We start from the raw sequence: 18,624 nt of genomic DNA, 5'->3' as shown, positions 1-18,624 counted from the left end.
AGCATATGTTCGTCGACCTCACTCCCGAACAACATGCCCTGCGCCACAAGGTGCGGGACTATTTCCAGGCTCTGATGACCCCGGACTTGCGCGATCAGTTGCGCGGCAAGGAAGGCGGCGATCTGTTTCGCCAGACCATCCGCCAGATGGGGCGCGACGGCTGGCTGGCGGTCGGCTGGCCCAAGGCCCATGGCGGTCAGGGCTACGCCGCCACCGAACAGTTGATCTTCTTTGAAGAAGCCAACATTGCCGGGGCGCCGCTGCCGTTCGTGACCATCAGCACTGTCGGCCCGGCCTTGATGACCCATGGCAGCGAGCTGCAGAAAGAGCGTTTTCTGCCGGGGATCGCCGCGGGCGAAATCATGTTCGCCATCGGTTACTCCGAACCCGGCGCCGGCAGCGATCTGGCGGTGCTGAAAACCAGTGCCCGCCAGGACGATGAAGGCTTCGTGGTCAATGGCAACAAGCTGTGGACGTCGGGTGCCGAATCGGCCGATTTCGTCTGGCTGGCGGCCCGCACCGATCCGACCGAGGCGCGGCATAAGGGCATTTCGCTGTTGATCGTCGATACCACGACGCCGGGTTTCTCCCACACCCTGATTCCTACTACCAGCATTCCCACCACGGCCACCTACTACGACAACGTGCGGGTGCCCAGCGAGATGCTGGTGGGTCAGTTGAACGGCGGCTGGAAGCTGATCACCTCGCAACTGAACCACGAACGCCTGGGCCTGGGCACCTGGTCGGACAAGGTGGTGGCGCTGTTTCGCCGGGTTTACCTGTGGGCGCGGGCCCGCGACGAGCAGGGCCGTCGGGCGATGGACAAGGCCTGGGTGCGCAGTTCGCTGGCCGAGTGTTATGCGCGCCTGGAAGCGATGCGCCTGATCAACATGCGCATCGCCGCCGACCTTGAGCTCGAACGCATGAACGTCGCGCTGAGTTCGACCACCAAGGTGTTCGGCTCGGAGTCGGCGATCGAGATCCTGCGCAAGCTGGCGGCGATCGTCGGCGCCAATGGTTCGATGCGCAGCGGCTCGGCGGCCACCCTGTTGCAGGGTGAACTGGAATTTGAATTGCGCTCTGCCCCGACCCTGACTTTTGGCGGCGGCACCAATGAAATCCAGCGCGAGCTGATCGCCCAGTTTGGCCTCGGCATGCCGCGTACCCAACGCTGAAGCTCGTCCATCAAAAACAAAAACCGTACTCGCCCCCGATCCGGGGCGAGTCGAAGGGGACTTTCATGAGCACTATCGAGCAATTTCGGCAGGACACCCGTGCCTGGCTGGAGGCCAATTGCCCGCTGTCGATGCGCACCGGCATGGCAGAAGGCGATGTGGTGTGGGGCAGTCAGAACCCGCAATTTCCCTGTGAAGATGCACGCCTGTGGTTCGAACGCATGCGCGACAAGCGCTGGTTCTGTCCCGAGTGGCCTGAGGAATATGGCGGCGCGGGCCTGAGTGACGAGCAACTGTCGGTGCTGGAAAGCGAGATGCGTCGCATCAAGTGCCGCCCACCGCAAATCAACCTGGGCATCTGGATGCTCGGGCCGGTGTTGCTGGCGTTCGGCAGCGATGAGCAGAAACGCGACCTGTTGCCGCCGATCGCCCGCGGTGAAGTGCGCTGGTGCCAGGGTTTTTCCGAGCCGAATGCCGGTTCGGACCTGGCCAGCCTGAAGATGGCCGCGCGTGATGCCGGCGATCACTTCGTGGTGGACGGCAGCAAGATCTGGACCTCCTACGGCGACAAATCCGACTGGATGTATGCCTTGGTGCGTACCGACTTCAGCGCGCCTAAACATGAAGGCATCAGCCTGATCGTGCTGGACATGCGCAGCCCTGGCGTCACGCCACAGCCGATTGATTTGATCAGTGGCAAATCGGCGTTCTGCCAGGTGTTCTTCGATGGTGTGAAGGTGCCCAAGAGCCAGTTGATCGGGCCGTTGAACGGTGGCTGGAACCTGGCCAAGTACCTGTTGCAGCACGAACGCAAGGCGATGTCGAAATTCGGCGAGTTCAGCCTGCCGTCGCACTTCGATCTTCTGGCCTTGATGCGTGAATACGTGCCGGCGCCACAGACCATGAGTGAACAAGCATTGCAGGCGCGGGCCACGGCCTGTGCGATGAACGAGCATGCCTACAACCTGACCGTGCAGCGCATGGGTGAAGAGGCGCGGGCCGGTGATGACATCGGCGGCCTGATGTCGATCATGAAACTGGTGCACACCGAACAGGAGCGCGACAAGTTCGAAGTACTGCTCGACGCCATGGCCGGGCACGCCTTCGGCTGGGAGAGCACGGCATTCAGCGAGCAGCAACTGGCGATCACCCGTGCCTGGCTCAGCAGCTATGCGCTGACCATTTCGGGTGGGGCTTCGGAGATCCAGCTCAATGTCATCGCCAAGCGCGTGCTTGGTTTGCCTGAAGTGAAGAAGGTTGCCGTGAAAACAGGAGTACAGCCATGAGCCTGCGTTATAGCGATGAACAGCGTTTGCTGGCCGACAGCGCGCGGGACTTTCTCGCCGCCCGCAGCCCGGTCAGCGCCCAGCGTCGACTACGCGATGACGCGGTGGACCTGGGCTTCGATGCGCCGTTGTGGCGCGACGCGGTCGAGCTGGGCTGGAGTGCGATTCCGTTCCCGGAAGACTTCGGCGGCCTGGATTTCGGCTGCAAGGGCCTGGGGCCGATCTTTGAATCCATGGGCCGCAACCTGTCGGCCTCGCCGCTGTTATCCAGTGTAGTGCTCGGCGGTTCGCTGTTGCATCTGGCGGGCAATTCGGCGCAACAGACGCACTGGTTGCAAGCGGTGATCGGCGGCGAACAGCGCCTGGCCCTGGCCGTGGACGAACGCTCACGCCACGACCCGAGCCGCATTGCCCTTGAGGCAAAGGCCGAAGGGCAGGGCTATCGCTTGCATGGCGACAAATTCTGGGTGGTCGACGCCTCGGCGCGATGCCTATGTGGTGGCGGCGCGCACCTCCGGGCAGCCGGGCGACACGCAAGGCATCAGCCTGTTCCTGGTACCCGCCGATACCCGGGGTTTGACCGTCAGTGCCTTGGCGCTGATCGATTCGCGCAACAGCGCACGCCTGCAACTGGATCAGGTGCAATTGGGCAGCGACGCGCTGCTGGGCACCCCGGGCGAGGGCTGGACGGCGCTGGAAACCGCGCTGGACCGGGGCCGCGCCTGCCTGGCCGCGGAGCTGTTGGGGATGGCCGAGCAACTGTTCGAGACCACCCTGGAGTACCTCAAGACCCGCCAGCAGTTCGACACGCCGATTGGCACCTTCCAGGTCCTGCAACATCGCGCCGCACAGATGTACATCGACCTGGCGCTGAGCCGCAGCGCCCTGATGGCCGCGCTGGCGACCCTGGATGACGCCAGTCACGACGCCAGGGTACGCGCTCGCCTGGTCAGCCTGGCGAAATGGAAGGCCGGCGACACGGCAATCAAGGTTGCCAACGAGGCGGTGCAGATGCACGGCGGCATTGGCGTCACCGACGAGCTGGATGTCGGCCTGTACCTCAAGCGTGTTCGCGTTGCACAGGGCTGCCTGGGTGACCGGGATTTCCATTGCGAACGCTATTTGGCCCACGCATAACCGAACAGCGGGATTGAACCCTCGCAAGGTCCCCTGGTGTAACCCGACCCCTGTGGGAGCGGGCTTGCCCCGGGCGGCGTTCCGACGAAGACGGAGTGTTAAGCGACGCAGATGTTGAATGTGCCGACCCCTTCGCGGGCAAGCCCGCTCCCACAAGGAGCGGCGGGGTATTCAACATGTGCGTGCGACACGCTCCCACAGGCTTTTCGCTGTTCTGGAGAAAACACAGATGAGCATTGAACGCTGGCAAACCGCGTGGCGACAATTGATCGCCCCCGGTGCGCCGTTTGAAGTGGTGACGCCCGATGACGGCGCGCCACGCTATTTCCGTCACGCTGCGCACGACCTGCTGCAGGTGCTCGACGCCGGTCGTGTGCACGGCGACCGTGAGTTCCTGGTCTGGCAGGCGCAGCGCCTGACCTTCAATCAGTACTATGACCAGGTTGACCGCCTCGCCGAGCAGATGGTCGCTCGTTTTGGCCTGCAACCGGGCGAACGGGTGGCGATTGCCATGCGCAACCAGCCGGCGTGGCTGGTGGCCTTCGCCGCGATCCTGCGCTGTGGCGCGGTGTGTGTACCGCTCAACAGCTGGGGGCTGCGCGACGAGTTGCAGTACGCGTTGCAGGACAGCGGTTCGCGCCTGTTGCTGTGCGACGAAGCGCGCCTCGATACCCTGCGCGCAGATCTGGCCCGTGAGCAGCACGCCACGATTGTCGTCGGGAGCCAGGAAGCAACGTTGCCCGAGTATTGCCTGCGTTTCGAAGACTTGATCAGCGCCCCGGCATCACCGTTGCCTGCGCTGGAAATCGATCCCGACGCGCCGGCAATGATCCTCTACACCTCCGGCACCACCAGTCGCGCCAAGGGCGCAGTGTCCACTCACCGGGCCATCTGCCAGGCGCTGTTCGCACTGGATTTCCAGGGCGCGTTTTGCGCCATGAGTTCGCCGGAACGCATCGGCGTGGTGATCAACAGCGGCTTTGCGCCAACCACGCTGGCGGCGGTTCCGCTGTTTCATGTCAGCGGCTTGCATGCGCAGTTCCTGTCGGCATTGCGCGGCGGTCGGCGCTTGATGCTGATGTACAAGTGGGATGTCGAACACGCCATCGACCTGATCCGCGATGAGCGCTGCACCCAGTTCAACGGGGCACCGGTGATGATGCAGCAATTGCTCGCTTCGCCGCGCTTTGGCAGTGAGCACACCGCCAGTCTGTTTGGCTTGGGGTTGGGCGGTGGCGCTTCGTCCGCCATGGTGCTCGACAACATGCTCAAGCTCAAGCCTGACGCCATTGGCGGCGCCGGCTACGGCCTGACCGAAAGCAATGGCATTGGCGCGGCGATTGGTGGCGATCAGTTTGTGTACAAGCCGGCAACGGCGGGCTGGGCGCTGCCGATCGTCGATATTCGCATCGGTGACAGCCCTGACCAGCCGCAGTTGGCGAACACCCGCGGGGTGATCTGGCTGCGCTCGCCGACCCTGATGAGCGCCTACTGGAATCTGCCCGAGGCCACTGCGCAAAGCCTGCGCGACGGTTGGCTCGACACCGGCGATATCGGCTATCTCGACGACGAGGGCTTCCTCAGCATCACCGGGCGGGTCAAGGAGTTGATCAACCGCGGTGGCGAGAAGATTTCCGCGGCTGAAATCGAAACCTGCATCCTCGATATGCCCGGCGTTCTGGAGGCAGCGGCATTCGCCATCGCCGACCCGTTGCTGGGTGAGACGGTGGGGCTGGCCGTGCATGGCCAGGCATCGACGCTGCCCCAGGAGGCGCAAGTCTGCGCATTCATCGCCGAGCGCCTGGCCGCCTACAAGGTGCCAACGCAGGTCTATCGGGCACTCGAGCCCTTGCCACGCAATGCCACCGGCAAGGTGCTCAAGGCACAACTGCAAGAAAAATTGGGCGCATAACGCCTGCTTAGTCTTTCCGGACGATGTTGCTGCCGGCAGAACACGAACAATGGGTCCATACCAACAAAGCCTTATCAGCGTAGGAGGCATTACATGAAAATAACAAGAACAGGTCTCATGCTCGCGGTCGCAGTCACAGCCAATAGCGGGCTGATGGGTGCTGCGCACGCCGCGGTGTCACCTCAGGAAGCCGCCAAACTGGGCAAGGAGCTGACCTGTGTCGGCGCCGAGCAAGCCGGCAACGCCGAGGGCACCATTCCGCCGTACACCGGCAAATATCTGGGTGAAGTGCCAGGCTGGAATCATGTGAAGTTCTCTGGCGACCACCCGGTTGACCCTTACGCTGCCGAAAAGCCAACCCTGGTGATTACCGCGCAGAACATGAGCCAGTATGAGTCGCACCTGACCGAAGGGCAGAAGGCCCTGCTGAAGAAATATCCAACCACCTACAAGATGAACATCTATCCCGGCCACCGGGATTTCCGCTACCCCGATTATGTCTGCCGCCGCGCGGTGGATAATGCCCAGCATGCCAAGCTGGTGAACGACGGTGGAGGTTTCACCGGGATAGGCCAGTTGCCGTTCCCAATCCCCAAAAACGGCATGGAAGTGTTGTGGAATCAGCTAGTGCCGGCACGTGCCTACACCGAGGAAAAAACCACCGACCTGGCCTCGGTCCTGCCCAACGGCAGTATTGGCTGGGGGCGTGCCTACGCACGTAACATGGGAATTGGCAACTCACCGACCGAAGACGTCAGGACCGAAGACAAGATTTCGGCCATGAGCAACAACATGACCCTCAAACCGGCCCGCGACAACGGCACCATCAGCATTTCCCATGAACCCTACAACTTCGCCACCGAGGGGCGTCAGGCCTGGAGCTACAGCCCGTCGACCCGACGCGTACGGCAACTGCCGGGTTACGGTTTCGATCAGCCGATGATCGGCACCAACGGCACCATGACCATTGACGAAGACCGCTTGTTCAACGGTTCACCAGAGCGCTACGACTGGAAACTGATCGGCAAGCGCGAGATCTACATCCCGGCCAACGCGTTCAAACCCAACGCTGCGACCGTCAAATACGCCGACATCCTGACGCCCAACCATCCCAACCCTGACTTTATGCGTTATGAGTTGCGTCGCGTGTGGGTGCTGGAGGCCGACTTGAAGGAAGGCTATCGCCATGTCTATGGCAAGCGGGTGTTGTTCATTGACGAAGACACCTGGCATTCGGTCATGGCCGACAACTACGATGCCCGTGGGCAGCTGTGGAAACACGCCATGGTCAACTACTACTACCACCCTGACATGAGCAGCTGGCAGGCCGGTTCTCAGTTCTTCATGGACCTGAACTCCGGCCAGTACACAGGCTACGGCATGACCAACGAGTCGAAGAAGGGCCCGATCCTCAACGAAGGCAAGTTCACCAAGGACCAGTACACCGCGGATGCGGCACGTGCGATAGGGCGCTAATGCCTTAGCAACACCCCGCTACAAGTAAAGGCCTCGCCGGATAACGGCGAGGCCTTTTTTGTTCACGTAATTCCTGGAAATACAGAAACAAGAACGGTCCAGGTGGCTTTTGCCATGCGTCAGATCCTGGCGGGCGATGAAACTTTGCGCGCAAAACACTTAGTCCCAATAGACGATGCTGACCACCCTCAACTGACTATATTAAAGCCCAAACCCACTGTCATATCGCCAGTGCAACGTCTGTATCTGCAAGCCATGAGCTCCAGCCGTTTTTGATTGCCTTCACCAACCAAAGGTTATTTATAAACATGCATAACAATTATAAAAAAGCACTACTTTCAATGGGACTGACTTTTGTCGTGGGGGGGCTGAACGCCGCGACTCAAGTGCCGACGTCCGCCGCAACGCCAGATCCTAAAGCCGTTGAACGGTTTGAGTTGCGCACCGAACTCATGAAGCAATATCCCAACGTATTGAACACCCTGCGATCCAATCCAAATGCCGGGTTTGGCGGCCCTGTGTCCGCGGCTATTGCCAATCATATGTACAGTAGAACCAACCAGGCCGCGATCGACGATGCGCGCTCGATGCTGACTATTGAGCAACAGGGCAAGGGGACCTGGTTATTGCGTTTTCCCTTTGTCAATGTCGCGGTGTTCGAAACAACCGAGGGGCTGGTTCTGGTCGATACCGGTTATGCACCGGCTGGCCCGGCCCTGGTTGAAGCACTGCGCAAGATCAGCAATAAACCCGTTAACACCATTATTATTACCCATCACCATGCCGACCATGCGTTTGGTGCCTGGGCGCTACTCGCGGCCGGGGAAAAGCCGCGCATCATTTCCACTGACACTTATCTTTCCGAATTGGCGATTGACACCAAACTGGTCAATTTTTCCATCGTCCGCCTTAACAACCAGGACCCGCGGGATGTTCCACGGCGCATGGAAGACACCATCCTGCCCACTGAAACATTCCACGGAACCAAAACCCTGAGCATTGGCGGTGAAGACTTCATTTTGACCCAGGCCCGCGGGGAGTCTGCCGATCAACTATGGGTGAGCGTGCCTTCACGCAAAGTGGTGGTCAGCGCCGACTATTGGCAACCCTTCCTGCTCAATGCCGGCAATGGCAAGCGCCGTCAGCGCCATGTGGCCGAGTGGGCACAGGCATTACGCGATATGGCCGCCGCCAGGCCGGAATGGGTATTACCGATGCACGGCGCGGCAATGATCTCTGCCGCTGAAGCTCAAGACAAGTTACTGGCCGCTGCCGACATGTTGGATTCGGCTGTCACCCAAGTGGCCGACGGACTGAATGCAGATAAACGTCCCGATGAAATCGTGGCTTCCGTCAAGCTGCCTGAAAAGCTGCAAGGGCGCACGGACATGGCGGAAACCTACAACCGTTTTCAAGACGTTGCAAAAATGGTCTTGAAAGAAGACGGCGGCTGGTGGAATGGCGTGCCTTCGGATTGGGCCCCAGCTCCACTATCGGCCTTTGGCAGTGAAATGGTCGAACTGAGCGGCGGGATCGATAAGGTGACCACACGCATTCGAGCACTGCAGGAGACTAATCCGGCCTTGGCGTGCAAGCTCGCAGACATGGCTTACTTTGCGGCCCCGGACAATAAAGACGTCCTGCAGGTGTCCCTGGATGCATACTCCAAACGCATTGCACCCGGCATCCCCACTCAAGAGTTGACTGTTTATCTGGAACACATGCTCAACCTTAAACAACGCCTTAAGCATCTGGATAAACAACCAAGCCTTGACACCGCCTCCCACTAACACACTTCGGTTTAAACACTGATACACCACGTAGGGCTGGCCAAAAACCACCTGACAGAATTGCCAGCCGATGCTGGCTCTTTTTGGCAGCCCCTCCAATTGTTACGTGAGCGAAAATAATAATGAAAAAACGCTGGATCATAACCTCGGCTGCGGCGGCCATCCTTGCATTGCCCTTTGCACTCTTGCCAATCGCCAGCCGCGAGCGAATGGAGGCAGTCCCTATCGAGGGCCAATCCTCCGCTGCCATCCAATGGGATAACAGCTTCAAGCCAGCGTCGGTTCCGGGTGCGGTAGAAGCTCACCCTTATCTTGCGCCGCTCGGGCAAGGCACGATGCATGGCGACGGCTTTCAGTCAGATACCCATCCAGCCAGTGGGCCGATGGGTACGGCCCTCGAAGTCCGTACGCGACAGGGAGGTAATTGGCTGCCGCGCCAGTGCGCGACATATGTGTACCGCAGCGACGGCAAGATCATCTCGATGTGCGGCGGGCTCACCGGCTTTCGCATCGTCCTGATTGATCCGACCACGCTCAAGGCCCTGGCTTATTACGATTTGCCTCTGCGCCCAAGTTCATTCCAGGCGCTGATCCATCGCGACATGAGCCTGATGATGAATGACTCCTCGGGCGGCGCCTACCTGTTCCTCGATAATCAGGATCGTATTGTTCTCGGCGACAGCCGTCAGATGATCCAGCGCATTGCCCTGCATGAGGAAGGTGGCCAGTGGCGCTTCGTCGTCGAGAAGGAATGGGACATGCGACCTCATGTCCCACACGACTGCCAGAACTACGACAACTGGTTCCCGTCCGGCGCCTGCGACATGATCACCACCGTCATGCCCGACACCAAGGGGCATTACTGGTGGCTCACGCGCTTTGGTCGCGTGGGGACGCTCAACCCCGAGACTGGGCAGGTCCAGCAACTGCGCCTGCCGGACGAAGAAATCCAGAACGCCGTCGCGATGGATGGCCGCGCCGTCTATGTACTCTCCGACCATGCGCAATATGCCTTTGCCGCAGACCAGGACGGTATGCCGCGGCAACTGTGGCGGCACACCTATGACCGGGGTGACGAGCGCAAGGTCGGCACGATCAACCAGGGTAGCGGGACCACCCCGACGCTGCTCGGTGAGCGCTACATCACTTTCGCCGACAACGCCAATCCGCGCATCAACATCGTCGTATTACGCCGTGGTGATCTGAAACCCGGTGAGCAGCGCGAAATCTGCCGGGTTCCCGTGTTCACCGCCGGCAACAGCGCCACCGACAACTCGATGATCGGTTGGGGGCATTCGATCCTGCTCGAAAACAATTCGGGATACAAAAGCGCTCATACGCAAAAGGATTGGGACGCGATTACCGGTGGCGTGGTCAGGGTCGACATCCGTGCAGACGAAAGCGGCTGCGACACGGTCTGGACATCGCCGCTCAAGGCGCCTTCGTCGGTTGCCAAGCTGTCCGCAAGTAACGGCATCGCCTATTACTACAGTTTTGACCAAGGCCCCCAAGGCACCCAGGACTGGTCGGTCGTCGGCCTCGATTTCCGTACGGGCAAACAGGTCATCAAGATCCCTACAGGACGAGGCAAGGTCTTTGACAATAACTGGGCCTCGATGTCGATCGGCCCTGACGGATCGCTCTATGTCGGGACCACCCGCGGCCTGGTCCAGGTGCGCAGCCAACTCAAGTCAGCGCAGCGTTAGGCCTGACAGTTCGGACGAGCTGATTTCAAAACGATTTATTTATTGTGACTCAATGGGAGTGGGCCAACCTGGCCCTCTCCTGCAAAGAACAATCGTTGAATCTGTACTGCCAGTGAGCACCCGCCATACGAAGGACGGAGTCTGGAACAATCGGGCCAGCGTCTGGGCCCTGCCTTCCTGAGCATCACGCTCCAGGCGATACCTTTGCGCCTACATCAACAAATGCCCCGTCAGGTCCCCCATCATTTCCAGCTGCGAATAATCACGAAAGCTGAACCGCCACACCCCGTCGGCATGCTCGAACTCGTCGAGGTAACGCCCGGCGGCGATGGGTTGCAGGGGCAGGGTGTCGGTGGCCTGAAGCACGGTGTAGCAGGAGCGAACCGTCGCGGTTCCTGCGGCTTCGTCGATGTCGATGATGGGGTTGCTGATGACGTGTCGGGTGCGGGGCGTGCCGCAGGGGTAGAGCTTGATTCGTCGTTGCCAGATGCCCAGCAGGGCGGTGTGATCAAGGAAGTCGCCCTGGCTTTGCACCTTGATGCGGGCATGACGAAACAGCTCGGCGGCCTCGACCAGTTGGCCGCTGTCCAGGCATTCGGCGTAACGGTAGAGCAGGTTGCTGATCTGTACGGCGCTGGTACTCATGGTGATCCTCATAAAAAAGCCGCTGGAACCTGACAGGTTTCCAGCGGCGCGGTGGTATGGGGAGGAGGGTCAGGCAGTCACGGCCTGGTTCGGTGAGGACTGCGGGGCGGGGCTCTTCATGTGTTGGCGGTAACGCGGCAGCGCCAGGGTCAGGAATACGCTGGCCAGCACCAACATTGACACCGACGAAGCCAGGGCATAGCGCAGGGATTCACTGCCCAGGGTCGGCACGAAGAAGTCACTGAGCATGCCTACGAACAGCGGCCCGACACCGACACCCAGCAGGGTCATGGACATGACGAAAATCGCCGTGGCCTGGGCCAGTCGCGTGGACGGGAACAGGTGGGTAATGGCGCTCAGGCACGGCGTTGCCCACCACACCCCGAAGAAGCCGAAGGCGCTGTAGAACAGGAACGCTTGCGGCACGGCGATGCTGCCGATATGGAACGCCGTGCCCTGGGGCCAGAGGAAGTACGCCAGGGCGAAGGGAATGCTGATCAGCGTACCCAGCAACGGCACACCGATTTGCCAGCCGACATCACGCCGCGCCATGCGGTCGGTGAGCATGCCGCATACCAGGGTGCCGATAGTCGACCCGATGCCGCCCACTACGCCCACCAGAAATCCGGCCTCTTGCAGGTTGAGGCCGTGGGAACGGATCAGGAAGCTCGGGCTCCAGGTGCCGATGGCGTAGCCGGCAATCGCCGCCGAACCGCCGGTGAGTACCAGGCACAGGAACGAGGGCATGCGAAACAGCTCGACCAGAGTCTTGAGCCAGCCATCCTGTGGCGCCGCGACGTTGGCCAGCGGCACTGCGCGCTTGGGCGTCCGCACGGTCAGCAGCAGTAGCAGGCCAAGGAAGATGCCGGGTGCGCCTATCAGCAAGAAGGCGTAGCGCCAGCCGTGGTGCTGGGCAATCCAGCCGCCCAGGCCCAGGCCAACTATCGCCCCCAGGCTGGAACCGAGCATCAGCACCGACAGGGCAGTGGAACGGCGGTTCGCCGGGTACAAATCCGAGACCATGGCCACCGACGGCGCCGTGCCGCCGGCCTCGCCAACCGCCACGCCGACTCGCGCCAGCACCAGGGTCAAAAAGTTGCCGGCCATGCCGCAGAGCATGGTCATCAGGCTCCAGGCGATGCAGCTGAAGGCAATCACTGGCTTGCGCCCGATGCGGTCCGACAGGCGCCCCAGCGGGAAGCCGAACACGGTGTAGAACACGGCGAAGGTCACCCCCGACAGCAAGCCGATGCCGGTATCGGAAATGCCGAATTCGAGCTTCACCGGCTCGATCAGGATCGCCATCAACTGGCGGTCGATGTAGTTGAACACATAGATGCTGGCGAGCACGAACAGCGCGTAATGCGTTCGCCATGTCACGGGGGATTGGTTCACTGCGGGTGCTCCCGGTTTTGTTCTAGTTGCCGCGATGTTCGGCTCGTCACGGTTTTTTTTCATCGTCCGTTCAGACCATCTTTGTCGTCCCCGGCTGGTCTCCTACGTGCGTACAAACGATGCGGTATCGGGATCGCCTTGTCGATAGCGAACCTAGTCTTGTCGGACGATGTTTCGCTCGCGTCCAACGTCAATCATTCAGCCCATATTCGCTGGCGTGTCAGTGCTTGCCCAAGCTGCGGCAAGCGATCCGACAGCCTGAAAACAAAAAAAGCTGAGGAATTGAAATGAGCGTCTTGTTCGAGCCGGTCACCCTGGGCGAGCTGCAACTGGCCAACCGCATTGTCATGGCGCCCATGACCCGCAGCCGCGCCCTTGCCGATGCAGTACCCGGTAGCGAGATGGTCGAGTACTACCGTCAGCGTGCCAGTGCCGGGTTGATCGTGGCCGAGGGCACCGCGCCGTCCGCCAGCGGCCTGGGCTATTGCCGCACCCCGGCGATCTACAGCAGCGAGCAGATCGCCGGCTGGCAACGGGTCACCGAGGCCGTGCATGCCGAGGGCGGATGCATCGTCCTGCAACTGATGCACGTCGGCCGCGCCGCCACCCAGCACAACAAACCGGCAGGCGCCGCGACGGTGGCCCCGTCGGCGCTGCGTGCGCGGACCCAGGTGTTCAGTGACGCCGCGGGCCTGGTCGATACCGACGAGCCACAGGCGCTGACCCTGCAGGGTATTGACGAGACCATCGAAGACTATCGCCAGGCCGCATTGAATGCGCGCCTGGCAGGCTTCGACGGTGTCGAGCTGCACTGCACCAGCGGTTACCTGCCAATGCAATTCATGGCCTCCGGCAGCAATCAACGCAACGATGCCTACGGCGGCGATGTGACCGGGCGGGTGCGTTTTGCCAAGGAAGTGATCGAGGCCATGGCCATCGCGATTGGCGCTGGACGCGTCGGCTTTCGCCTGTGCCCCGGTAATCCCTACAACGACATCGACGACCAGGATCCGGCTGCCACCGCGGCCGCCTTGTGTGAGGCCGTGGCGCCGTTGGGCCTGGCTTACCTGCACATCATGCGCTCGCCACTGGCAGACCTCAACGCCTTCGCCCTGGCGCGTCAACACAGCCCTCATGCGTTGATTCTCAACGATGGTTTCGACGGTCCTTCGGCCAGTGCCGCTCTCGCGTCGGGCGAGGGGGCTGCCGTGTCGTTCGCTCGTCACTTTATTGCCAACCCCGATCTGGTGGAGCGCTTGAAGCGAGGCCTGCCGCTGACTCGCTTCGACCGCAAGACGCTTTATACGCCGGGCTCGGCTGGTTACTCGGATTACCCCGCCTATCAAGCCGATGCCCAGGAGGTGGCGCAATGAACCTGAACGACTTGCCCAACGTCCTGCCGGCCCACCCGGTACCACGGGAGCAGACACAGGCGCTGCTCGATCAGCGTTCGATCGCCGCCGGGCAGATCAAGCCGAAAGACCTCTACACCTTGGCTGACCGTCTGGAGCAACGGGTGGCTGAGCAGGGCGAGCGCACGTTTCTGATCTATGGCGAGCAGACCCTGAGCTACTTCGAGGTCGATGCGCGGGCCAATCAGATGGCTCACACGTTCTATGCCAATGGTCTGCGCGCCGGCGATGTCTGCGCCCTGGCCATGGAGAACCGCCCGGCGTTTTTCTGCACCTGGTTCGGCCTGGTCAAGCTCGGGGTGGTGGTGGCATTCATCAACACTCAGGTCAGCGGTCGCGCGCTGCTGCATGCGTTGCAAACCACCGAAGCCAAGGCGTTGGTGACAGGCGAAGAATGCCTGGCCAATGTGCAGGCCACCGAAGGGTTTCCGGACCTGCCGTGCTGGCTGATACGCGACCCGGAAAATCCCTGGACCGGACCGCTGCCCAAGAGCGTCGACGGGCATTTCGATGCGCGCCTGGAGAAAGCCCCGTGCACGCCGTTTCCCCGCGATATCCGCGCGCACATCGAAGCGCAAGCCCCGACCCTGCTGATCTTCACCTCGGGCACTACGGGCTTGCCCAAGGCGGCGCGCTACAGCCACATGCGCTGGATGTCCTCGGGCGATGTGATGGAAACCACTCTGCAAGCCACTTGCGAGGATGTGTTCTATTGCTGTCTGCCGCTGTACCACGGTGCTGCTGCCACGTCGGTGACCTCCACCGCGCTGCGGGTGGGTGCTGCCATTGTGGTGCGCCGCAAGTTCAGCGTGCGAGAGTTCTGGAAGGACGTCGCGCGTCATCAGATCAGCATCTTCCAGTATATCGGTGAGATCTGCCGCTACCTGCTCAATCAGCCGGTGCAAACGGGTGAGCGCGAGCACAGTCTGCGTTGCATGCTCGGTGCCGGTCTGTCGCCGGACTCCTGGCAGCGCTGGCTGGAGCGCTTCGGTCCGATCCAGGTGTTCGAGGGTTGGGGCGCCACCGAGGCCAATACCACGGTGATCAACGTCGACAACTATTTCGGTTCCTGCGGCCGGGTACCCGACTGGAGCAAAACCAACCTGCGGCTGGTGCGTTACGACATCGAAAACGACTGCCATCCACGGGACGAAAACGGTTTCTATCAAGTTTGCAAAGTGGGTGAGATTGGCGAGGCCATGGGCTTTATCGTCGATCACCCGGAGATCGGTGGCGGACGTTTCGAGGGCTACACCTCAAGCGAGGCTACCGAAAGCAAGATTCGCCGCAATGTGTTTCGCGAGGGCGATGCCTACTGGAGCTCCGGCGACTTGCTGCGCGAGGACGCCGACGGTTACTGCTACTTCGTCGACCGCATCGGCGATACCTATCGCTGGAAGAGCGAGAACGTGTCGACCCTGGAAGTGGCGGACGCCCTGAGCGATCTGTCGGGCCTGGAGCTGATCAACGTCTATGGCGTCCAGGTGCCTGGCCATGAAGGCCGCGCCGGCATGGCCGCAGTGCTGATGCAGGAGGGCCAGGCGTTCGATCCGGACGCCCTGTACCGCCTGACCGAAACGCGCTTGCCGCGCTATGCAGCCCCGCTGTTCGTGCGAGTCACCCAGTCGGCGGACCTGACGGCCAGCTTCAAGCTGCGCAAGGTCGATCTGCAGCGCCAGGGCTACTGCCCGACCCGTTGCAACGATCCGCTGTTCATTCGCGACGAGCAAGCCCGCACCTATGTGCCCTATTCGGTAGAGGCCCTGACGCGGGCCGGCCTGACGCCTTTCGCGGTGGCCGACCATGGCTGATCTCGACGACAACGGTCACGAACTGCGCGGCGGCCTGCGGTATCCATGGCCTCAGGCGCCTGATTCCGGGCAGGTGCGCGAAGTGGCGCCAGGCGTCTGGTGGTTGCGTATGCCGCTGCCGTTTCGCCTGGACCACATCAACCTCTACCTGCTGCGTCACACCGACGGTTGGGTGGTGGTAGACACCGGCATGAACACCGAGCAGACCCGCGAAGTCTGGGACCGGGTGCTGAAGGAAGTGTGTGCTGGCCTGCCGGTGCTGGCAGTGGTCTGCACCCACTTTCACTCCGACCACGCCGGGGTGGCCGCCTGGCTTTCGGAGCGCTTTCAATGCCCGGTGTACATGACCGCCAGCGAGTTCCAGGCGCTGCACCTCAAGTTTCCCGCCGGTCAACCACCGGGCTGGGACTTCCTCGACTTCTACCGCAAGGCCGGCGTGGCTGACGAGCAAAGCACCGAGATGTTCGCGGTGATGAGCAATGCCCATTTTCTGCCTGCGCCGCTGAACCATTACCGCCGTTTGCGCGAGGGCAGCCTCCTGAATATCGGTGGCCGCACCTGGCAGGTGGTCATCGGCCGCGGTCACTCGCCGGAGCATGCCTGTCTGTATGCCGCCGATGACGGCTTGCTGATCTCCGGCGACCAGGTGTTGCCACGCATCACCTCCACCGTCGGCGTACATGCCACGGAGCCGTTGGCCAACCCGCTGGGCGACTGGCTCGATTCCATCGAGCATTTGCGCAGCGTGCCGGACAGCGTGCTGGTGCTGCCGGCGCACGAGCGGCCGTTTTTCAATTTGCATGAACGCCTGGATCAGCTGGACGCCCATCACCGCGGGCATCTGGCGCAGATGCTGGCCAACTGTGACGAGCCGCGCACCGTGCTCGAACTGATGGCCGTGTTGTTTCCCAGGTTGTCGGGTCGTTTCGACGAACTGATGGCGCTGGGCGAAACGTTGGCCCATGCCAACTATCTGGTGGCCGAAGGGTCGCTTGCGCGGGAAGAGGACCGGGGGTGTTTTCGCTACCGGCGTGCTGTAAGGGGAGCGTGCCCGGTTACACCGCTCAACGTGTTTTGAGCGGATGGCACGACAGCAGTGTTGAACATTCCAGGCAGCCAACCGGTTGCCCTTGAGGAGAATCAGTGTGATCAACAACAACAAAAATAACGCTAAGGTCATGGTTTCGAGCGCATTTCAGGTCAGCAGCCTGGCGGCGGCGATTGCGCTGGTGACCACGCCGGTATGGGCCGGCGATACGATCGAATTCGACAACGGTTTGACCATGGACTGGTCGGTGACCACCAGCTATGGCATCGGTGTGCGCACCGGCAGCCAGAGCGATCGCTTGCTGACGGTCAACGCCGACGATGCCAACCGCAACTTCGACAGTGGCAGCCTGACCACCAACCGTGTGGGCGCGCTGGGCGAAATAATCCTGCGCAAGGACAACTATGGCGCCGTGGTGCGCGGCAGTACCTTCTACGACGACGTCTACCACAGCGGGAACGATAACGACTCGCCCGCCACCGTGAACAAAACCGGCAGCAATGACGAGTTCACCAGTGATACCCGTTACTACAGCGGCGGGCGTAGCAAACTGCTGGATGCCTATGTGTTCAGCGGCTGGCGCTTTGACAACGACACCATGCTGGACGTCAAGGCCGGGCGGCATATCGAATCCTGGGGCGAAAGTTTGTTCTACCCGGGTGTGAATGGCGTACAAAACCCGTCTGACGCGGTAAAAGCGTCCCAGCCGGGTGTCGAGGTCAAGGAAATACTCTTGCCGGTGGGCCAGTTCTCCGGCTCGTTCCGACTGAACCCCCAGCTGACGTTCGGTGCATACGTGCAATACGAATGGAAGGGCACCGAACTGCCGCCGGTGGGTAGCTACCTGTCGAGCAGTGACGTGGTTGGCCCCGGTCGCGAGTTCATCTACGCCAACGGCCAGAAGATCGCTTACCGCGGCACCGACGAACCGCGCGATAGCGGCCAGTGGGGCGTGCAGGTGCGCTACCGCCCGGTACCGGCCATCGAGTTGTCATTGTTCCACGTCAACTACCACGACAAAAACCCGGCCACCGCTCTGGTCGGCTACGACCCGCTGCCGGTGGGCGGTGGCCTCAACGCCTTCGTCAGCAATGGTTACCGGATCAAGTACTTTGAAGACATCAAGCTGACCGGCATCGCCGCCTCGACCAAGATCGGCGACACCCAGGTCGGCGCCGAATGGTCGTACCGCGACGGTGCGCCAGTGATGGTCAATACCGGCCTTGGCGCGGTGCCGTCCAAGGGCAAGGGCCAGCAAATGCAGCTGTCGGCGCTCCGGATCCTGGGGAACCGCCCCTGGGCCAGCCAGACCACCCTGACTGCCGAAATCATCCGTGTGCAGGTCGACAGCGTTGAATCCACTTCGGCGGCGCCCAACCTGCAAGGCGTGAACCTGTTGCCTTCCCTGGCACCTCTAGTGGCACCTTCCGATGACTATACCTACAACACCGGCAGCGGTTTCCGCACCAAGTCGTCCAGTGCCTACACCGTGGGCGCATCGTTCAGTTATCCGGGGGTTTTCCAAGGCTGGGATCTGGAAGTGCCCTTCAGTTTCTCCAACGTGTTCAGCGGCTCTACCCCCATGTCCGGCAGCATCTCCGGGGTGCGAGGCGACCGACGCCTGAGCGCCGGCACCACCTTCAAGTACCTGGGCAATCTTGAACTCGGCTTGAAGTACATCAGCTACCTGGGCGAAGCGGACCCGGTCAACCGTCCGTTCGCCGACCGCGACTACGCCACGTTCTCGGCGAAATACACCTTCTGATCGACTTCGCAAGGTCCGGGTCGCCTGACGTGCCCGGACGTTCAATTACACCTGGAAATCGCCGCA

Annotated in this window: 12 protein-coding genes and 1 pseudogene; 11 read left to right on the top strand and 2 right to left on the bottom strand. The window is 61.5% G+C overall.

Annotated features, from left to right (window positions below; genetic code table 11):
- Positions 1 to 5 precede the first annotated feature (5 nt).
- The 7 genes and pseudogenes from BZ163_RS21015 to BZ163_RS20980 all read left to right on the top strand — a co-directional run bounded on the left by BZ163_RS21015 (position 6) and on the right by BZ163_RS20980 (position 10,482).
- A complete protein-coding gene (locus BZ163_RS21015; RefSeq protein WP_128872438.1) occupies positions 6 to 1,175 on the top strand; it encodes an acyl-CoA dehydrogenase family protein in 1,170 nt (389 codons plus the stop codon).
- Between the two features lie 65 nt (positions 1,176 to 1,240).
- Positions 1,241 to 2,461, top strand: a complete 1,221-nt coding sequence (locus BZ163_RS21010) for an acyl-CoA dehydrogenase family protein (RefSeq protein WP_128872437.1) — start codon at positions 1,241 to 1,243, stop codon at positions 2,459 to 2,461.
- A pseudogene (locus BZ163_RS21005) lies at positions 2,458 to 3,598 on the top strand (acyl-CoA dehydrogenase family protein). The gene BZ163_RS21010 and the pseudogene BZ163_RS21005 overlap by 4 nt, the downstream one beginning before the upstream one ends.
- A 229-nt stretch (positions 3,599 to 3,827) precedes the next feature.
- A complete protein-coding gene (locus BZ163_RS21000; RefSeq protein ID WP_128872436.1) occupies positions 3,828 to 5,510 on the top strand; it encodes a class I adenylate-forming enzyme family protein in 1,683 nt (560 codons plus the stop codon).
- 93 nt (positions 5,511 to 5,603) lie between these two features.
- The gene (locus BZ163_RS20995) at positions 5,604 to 6,986 is read left to right on the top strand and encodes a DUF1329 domain-containing protein (protein ID WP_178110488.1); all 1,383 of its coding nucleotides are present in this window, start codon (positions 5,604 to 5,606) and stop codon (positions 6,984 to 6,986) included.
- A gap of 308 nt (positions 6,987 to 7,294) precedes the next feature.
- On the top strand, positions 7,295 to 8,776 hold the full coding sequence (locus BZ163_RS20990; RefSeq protein ID WP_128872435.1) for an MBL fold metallo-hydrolase: 1,482 nt from the start codon (positions 7,295 to 7,297) through the stop codon (positions 8,774 to 8,776).
- 122 nt (positions 8,777 to 8,898) lie between these two features.
- A complete protein-coding gene (locus BZ163_RS20980; RefSeq protein WP_168187390.1) occupies positions 8,899 to 10,482 on the top strand; it encodes a hypothetical protein in 1,584 nt (527 codons plus the stop codon).
- 210 nt (positions 10,483 to 10,692) lie between these two features.
- On the opposite strand, the gene BZ163_RS20975 is transcribed toward BZ163_RS20980, so the two are convergent.
- Both BZ163_RS20975 and BZ163_RS20970 read right to left on the bottom strand, forming a co-directional pair.
- A complete protein-coding gene (locus BZ163_RS20975) occupies positions 10,693 to 11,127 on the bottom strand; it encodes a nuclear transport factor 2 family protein (protein ID WP_128872432.1) in 435 nt (144 codons plus the stop codon).
- 69 nt (positions 11,128 to 11,196) lie between these two features.
- Positions 11,197 to 12,522 (bottom strand): MFS transporter, encoded by a 1,326-nt coding sequence (locus BZ163_RS20970; RefSeq protein ID WP_128872431.1) that lies wholly within the window; start codon positions 12,520 to 12,522, stop codon positions 11,197 to 11,199.
- A 287-nt stretch (positions 12,523 to 12,809) separates the two neighbouring features.
- On the opposite strand from BZ163_RS20970, the gene BZ163_RS20965 reads away from it, so the two are divergent.
- From BZ163_RS20965 to BZ163_RS20950, 4 genes are all read left to right on the top strand, one after another.
- Positions 12,810 to 13,895 (top strand): alkene reductase, encoded by a 1,086-nt coding sequence (locus BZ163_RS20965; protein WP_128872430.1) that lies wholly within the window; start codon positions 12,810 to 12,812, stop codon positions 13,893 to 13,895.
- Entirely contained in the window at positions 13,892 to 15,745 is a 1,854-nt protein-coding gene (locus BZ163_RS20960; RefSeq protein ID WP_128872429.1) for a long-chain-acyl-CoA synthetase, read from the top strand. The genes BZ163_RS20965 and BZ163_RS20960 overlap by 4 nt, the downstream gene beginning before the upstream one ends.
- A complete protein-coding gene (locus BZ163_RS20955; protein WP_128872428.1) occupies positions 15,738 to 16,823 on the top strand; it encodes an MBL fold metallo-hydrolase in 1,086 nt (361 codons plus the stop codon). The genes BZ163_RS20960 and BZ163_RS20955 overlap by 8 nt, the downstream gene beginning before the upstream one ends.
- Positions 16,824 to 16,923: 100 nt before the next feature.
- The gene (locus BZ163_RS20950) at positions 16,924 to 18,558 is read left to right on the top strand and encodes a DUF1302 domain-containing protein (protein WP_128872449.1); all 1,635 of its coding nucleotides are present in this window, start codon (positions 16,924 to 16,926) and stop codon (positions 18,556 to 18,558) included.
- Positions 18,559 to 18,624: the final 66 nt, after the last annotated feature.

The organism is Pseudomonas sp. VI4.1 (assembly GCF_002029345.1).
Classification (GTDB): domain Bacteria; phylum Pseudomonadota; class Gammaproteobacteria; order Pseudomonadales; family Pseudomonadaceae; genus Aquipseudomonas.
This window is presented reverse-complemented; position numbering and strand designations above follow the sequence as displayed.

Coding starts and splice junctions, on each gene's coding strand:
- BZ163_RS20975 (WP_128872432.1), bottom strand. CDS start 11,127: ATGAGTACCAGCGCCGTACAGATCAGCAACCTGCTCTACCGTTACGCC.
- BZ163_RS20980 (WP_168187390.1), top strand. CDS start 8,899: ATGAAAAAACGCTGGATCATAACCTCGGCTGCGGCGGCCATCCTTGCA.
- BZ163_RS20955 (WP_128872428.1), top strand. CDS start 15,738: ATGGCTGATCTCGACGACAACGGTCACGAACTGCGCGGCGGCCTGCGG.
- BZ163_RS21010 (WP_128872437.1), top strand. CDS start 1,241: ATGAGCACTATCGAGCAATTTCGGCAGGACACCCGTGCCTGGCTGGAG.
- BZ163_RS20990 (WP_128872435.1), top strand. CDS start 7,295: ATGCATAACAATTATAAAAAAGCACTACTTTCAATGGGACTGACTTTT.
- BZ163_RS20950 (WP_128872449.1), top strand. CDS start 16,924: ATGGTTTCGAGCGCATTTCAGGTCAGCAGCCTGGCGGCGGCGATTGCG.
- BZ163_RS20965 (WP_128872430.1), top strand. CDS start 12,810: ATGAGCGTCTTGTTCGAGCCGGTCACCCTGGGCGAGCTGCAACTGGCC.
- BZ163_RS21015 (WP_128872438.1), top strand. CDS start 6: ATGTTCGTCGACCTCACTCCCGAACAACATGCCCTGCGCCACAAGGTG.
- BZ163_RS21000 (WP_128872436.1), top strand. CDS start 3,828: ATGAGCATTGAACGCTGGCAAACCGCGTGGCGACAATTGATCGCCCCC.
- BZ163_RS20995 (WP_178110488.1), top strand. CDS start 5,604: ATGAAAATAACAAGAACAGGTCTCATGCTCGCGGTCGCAGTCACAGCC.
- BZ163_RS20960 (WP_128872429.1), top strand. CDS start 13,892: ATGAACCTGAACGACTTGCCCAACGTCCTGCCGGCCCACCCGGTACCA.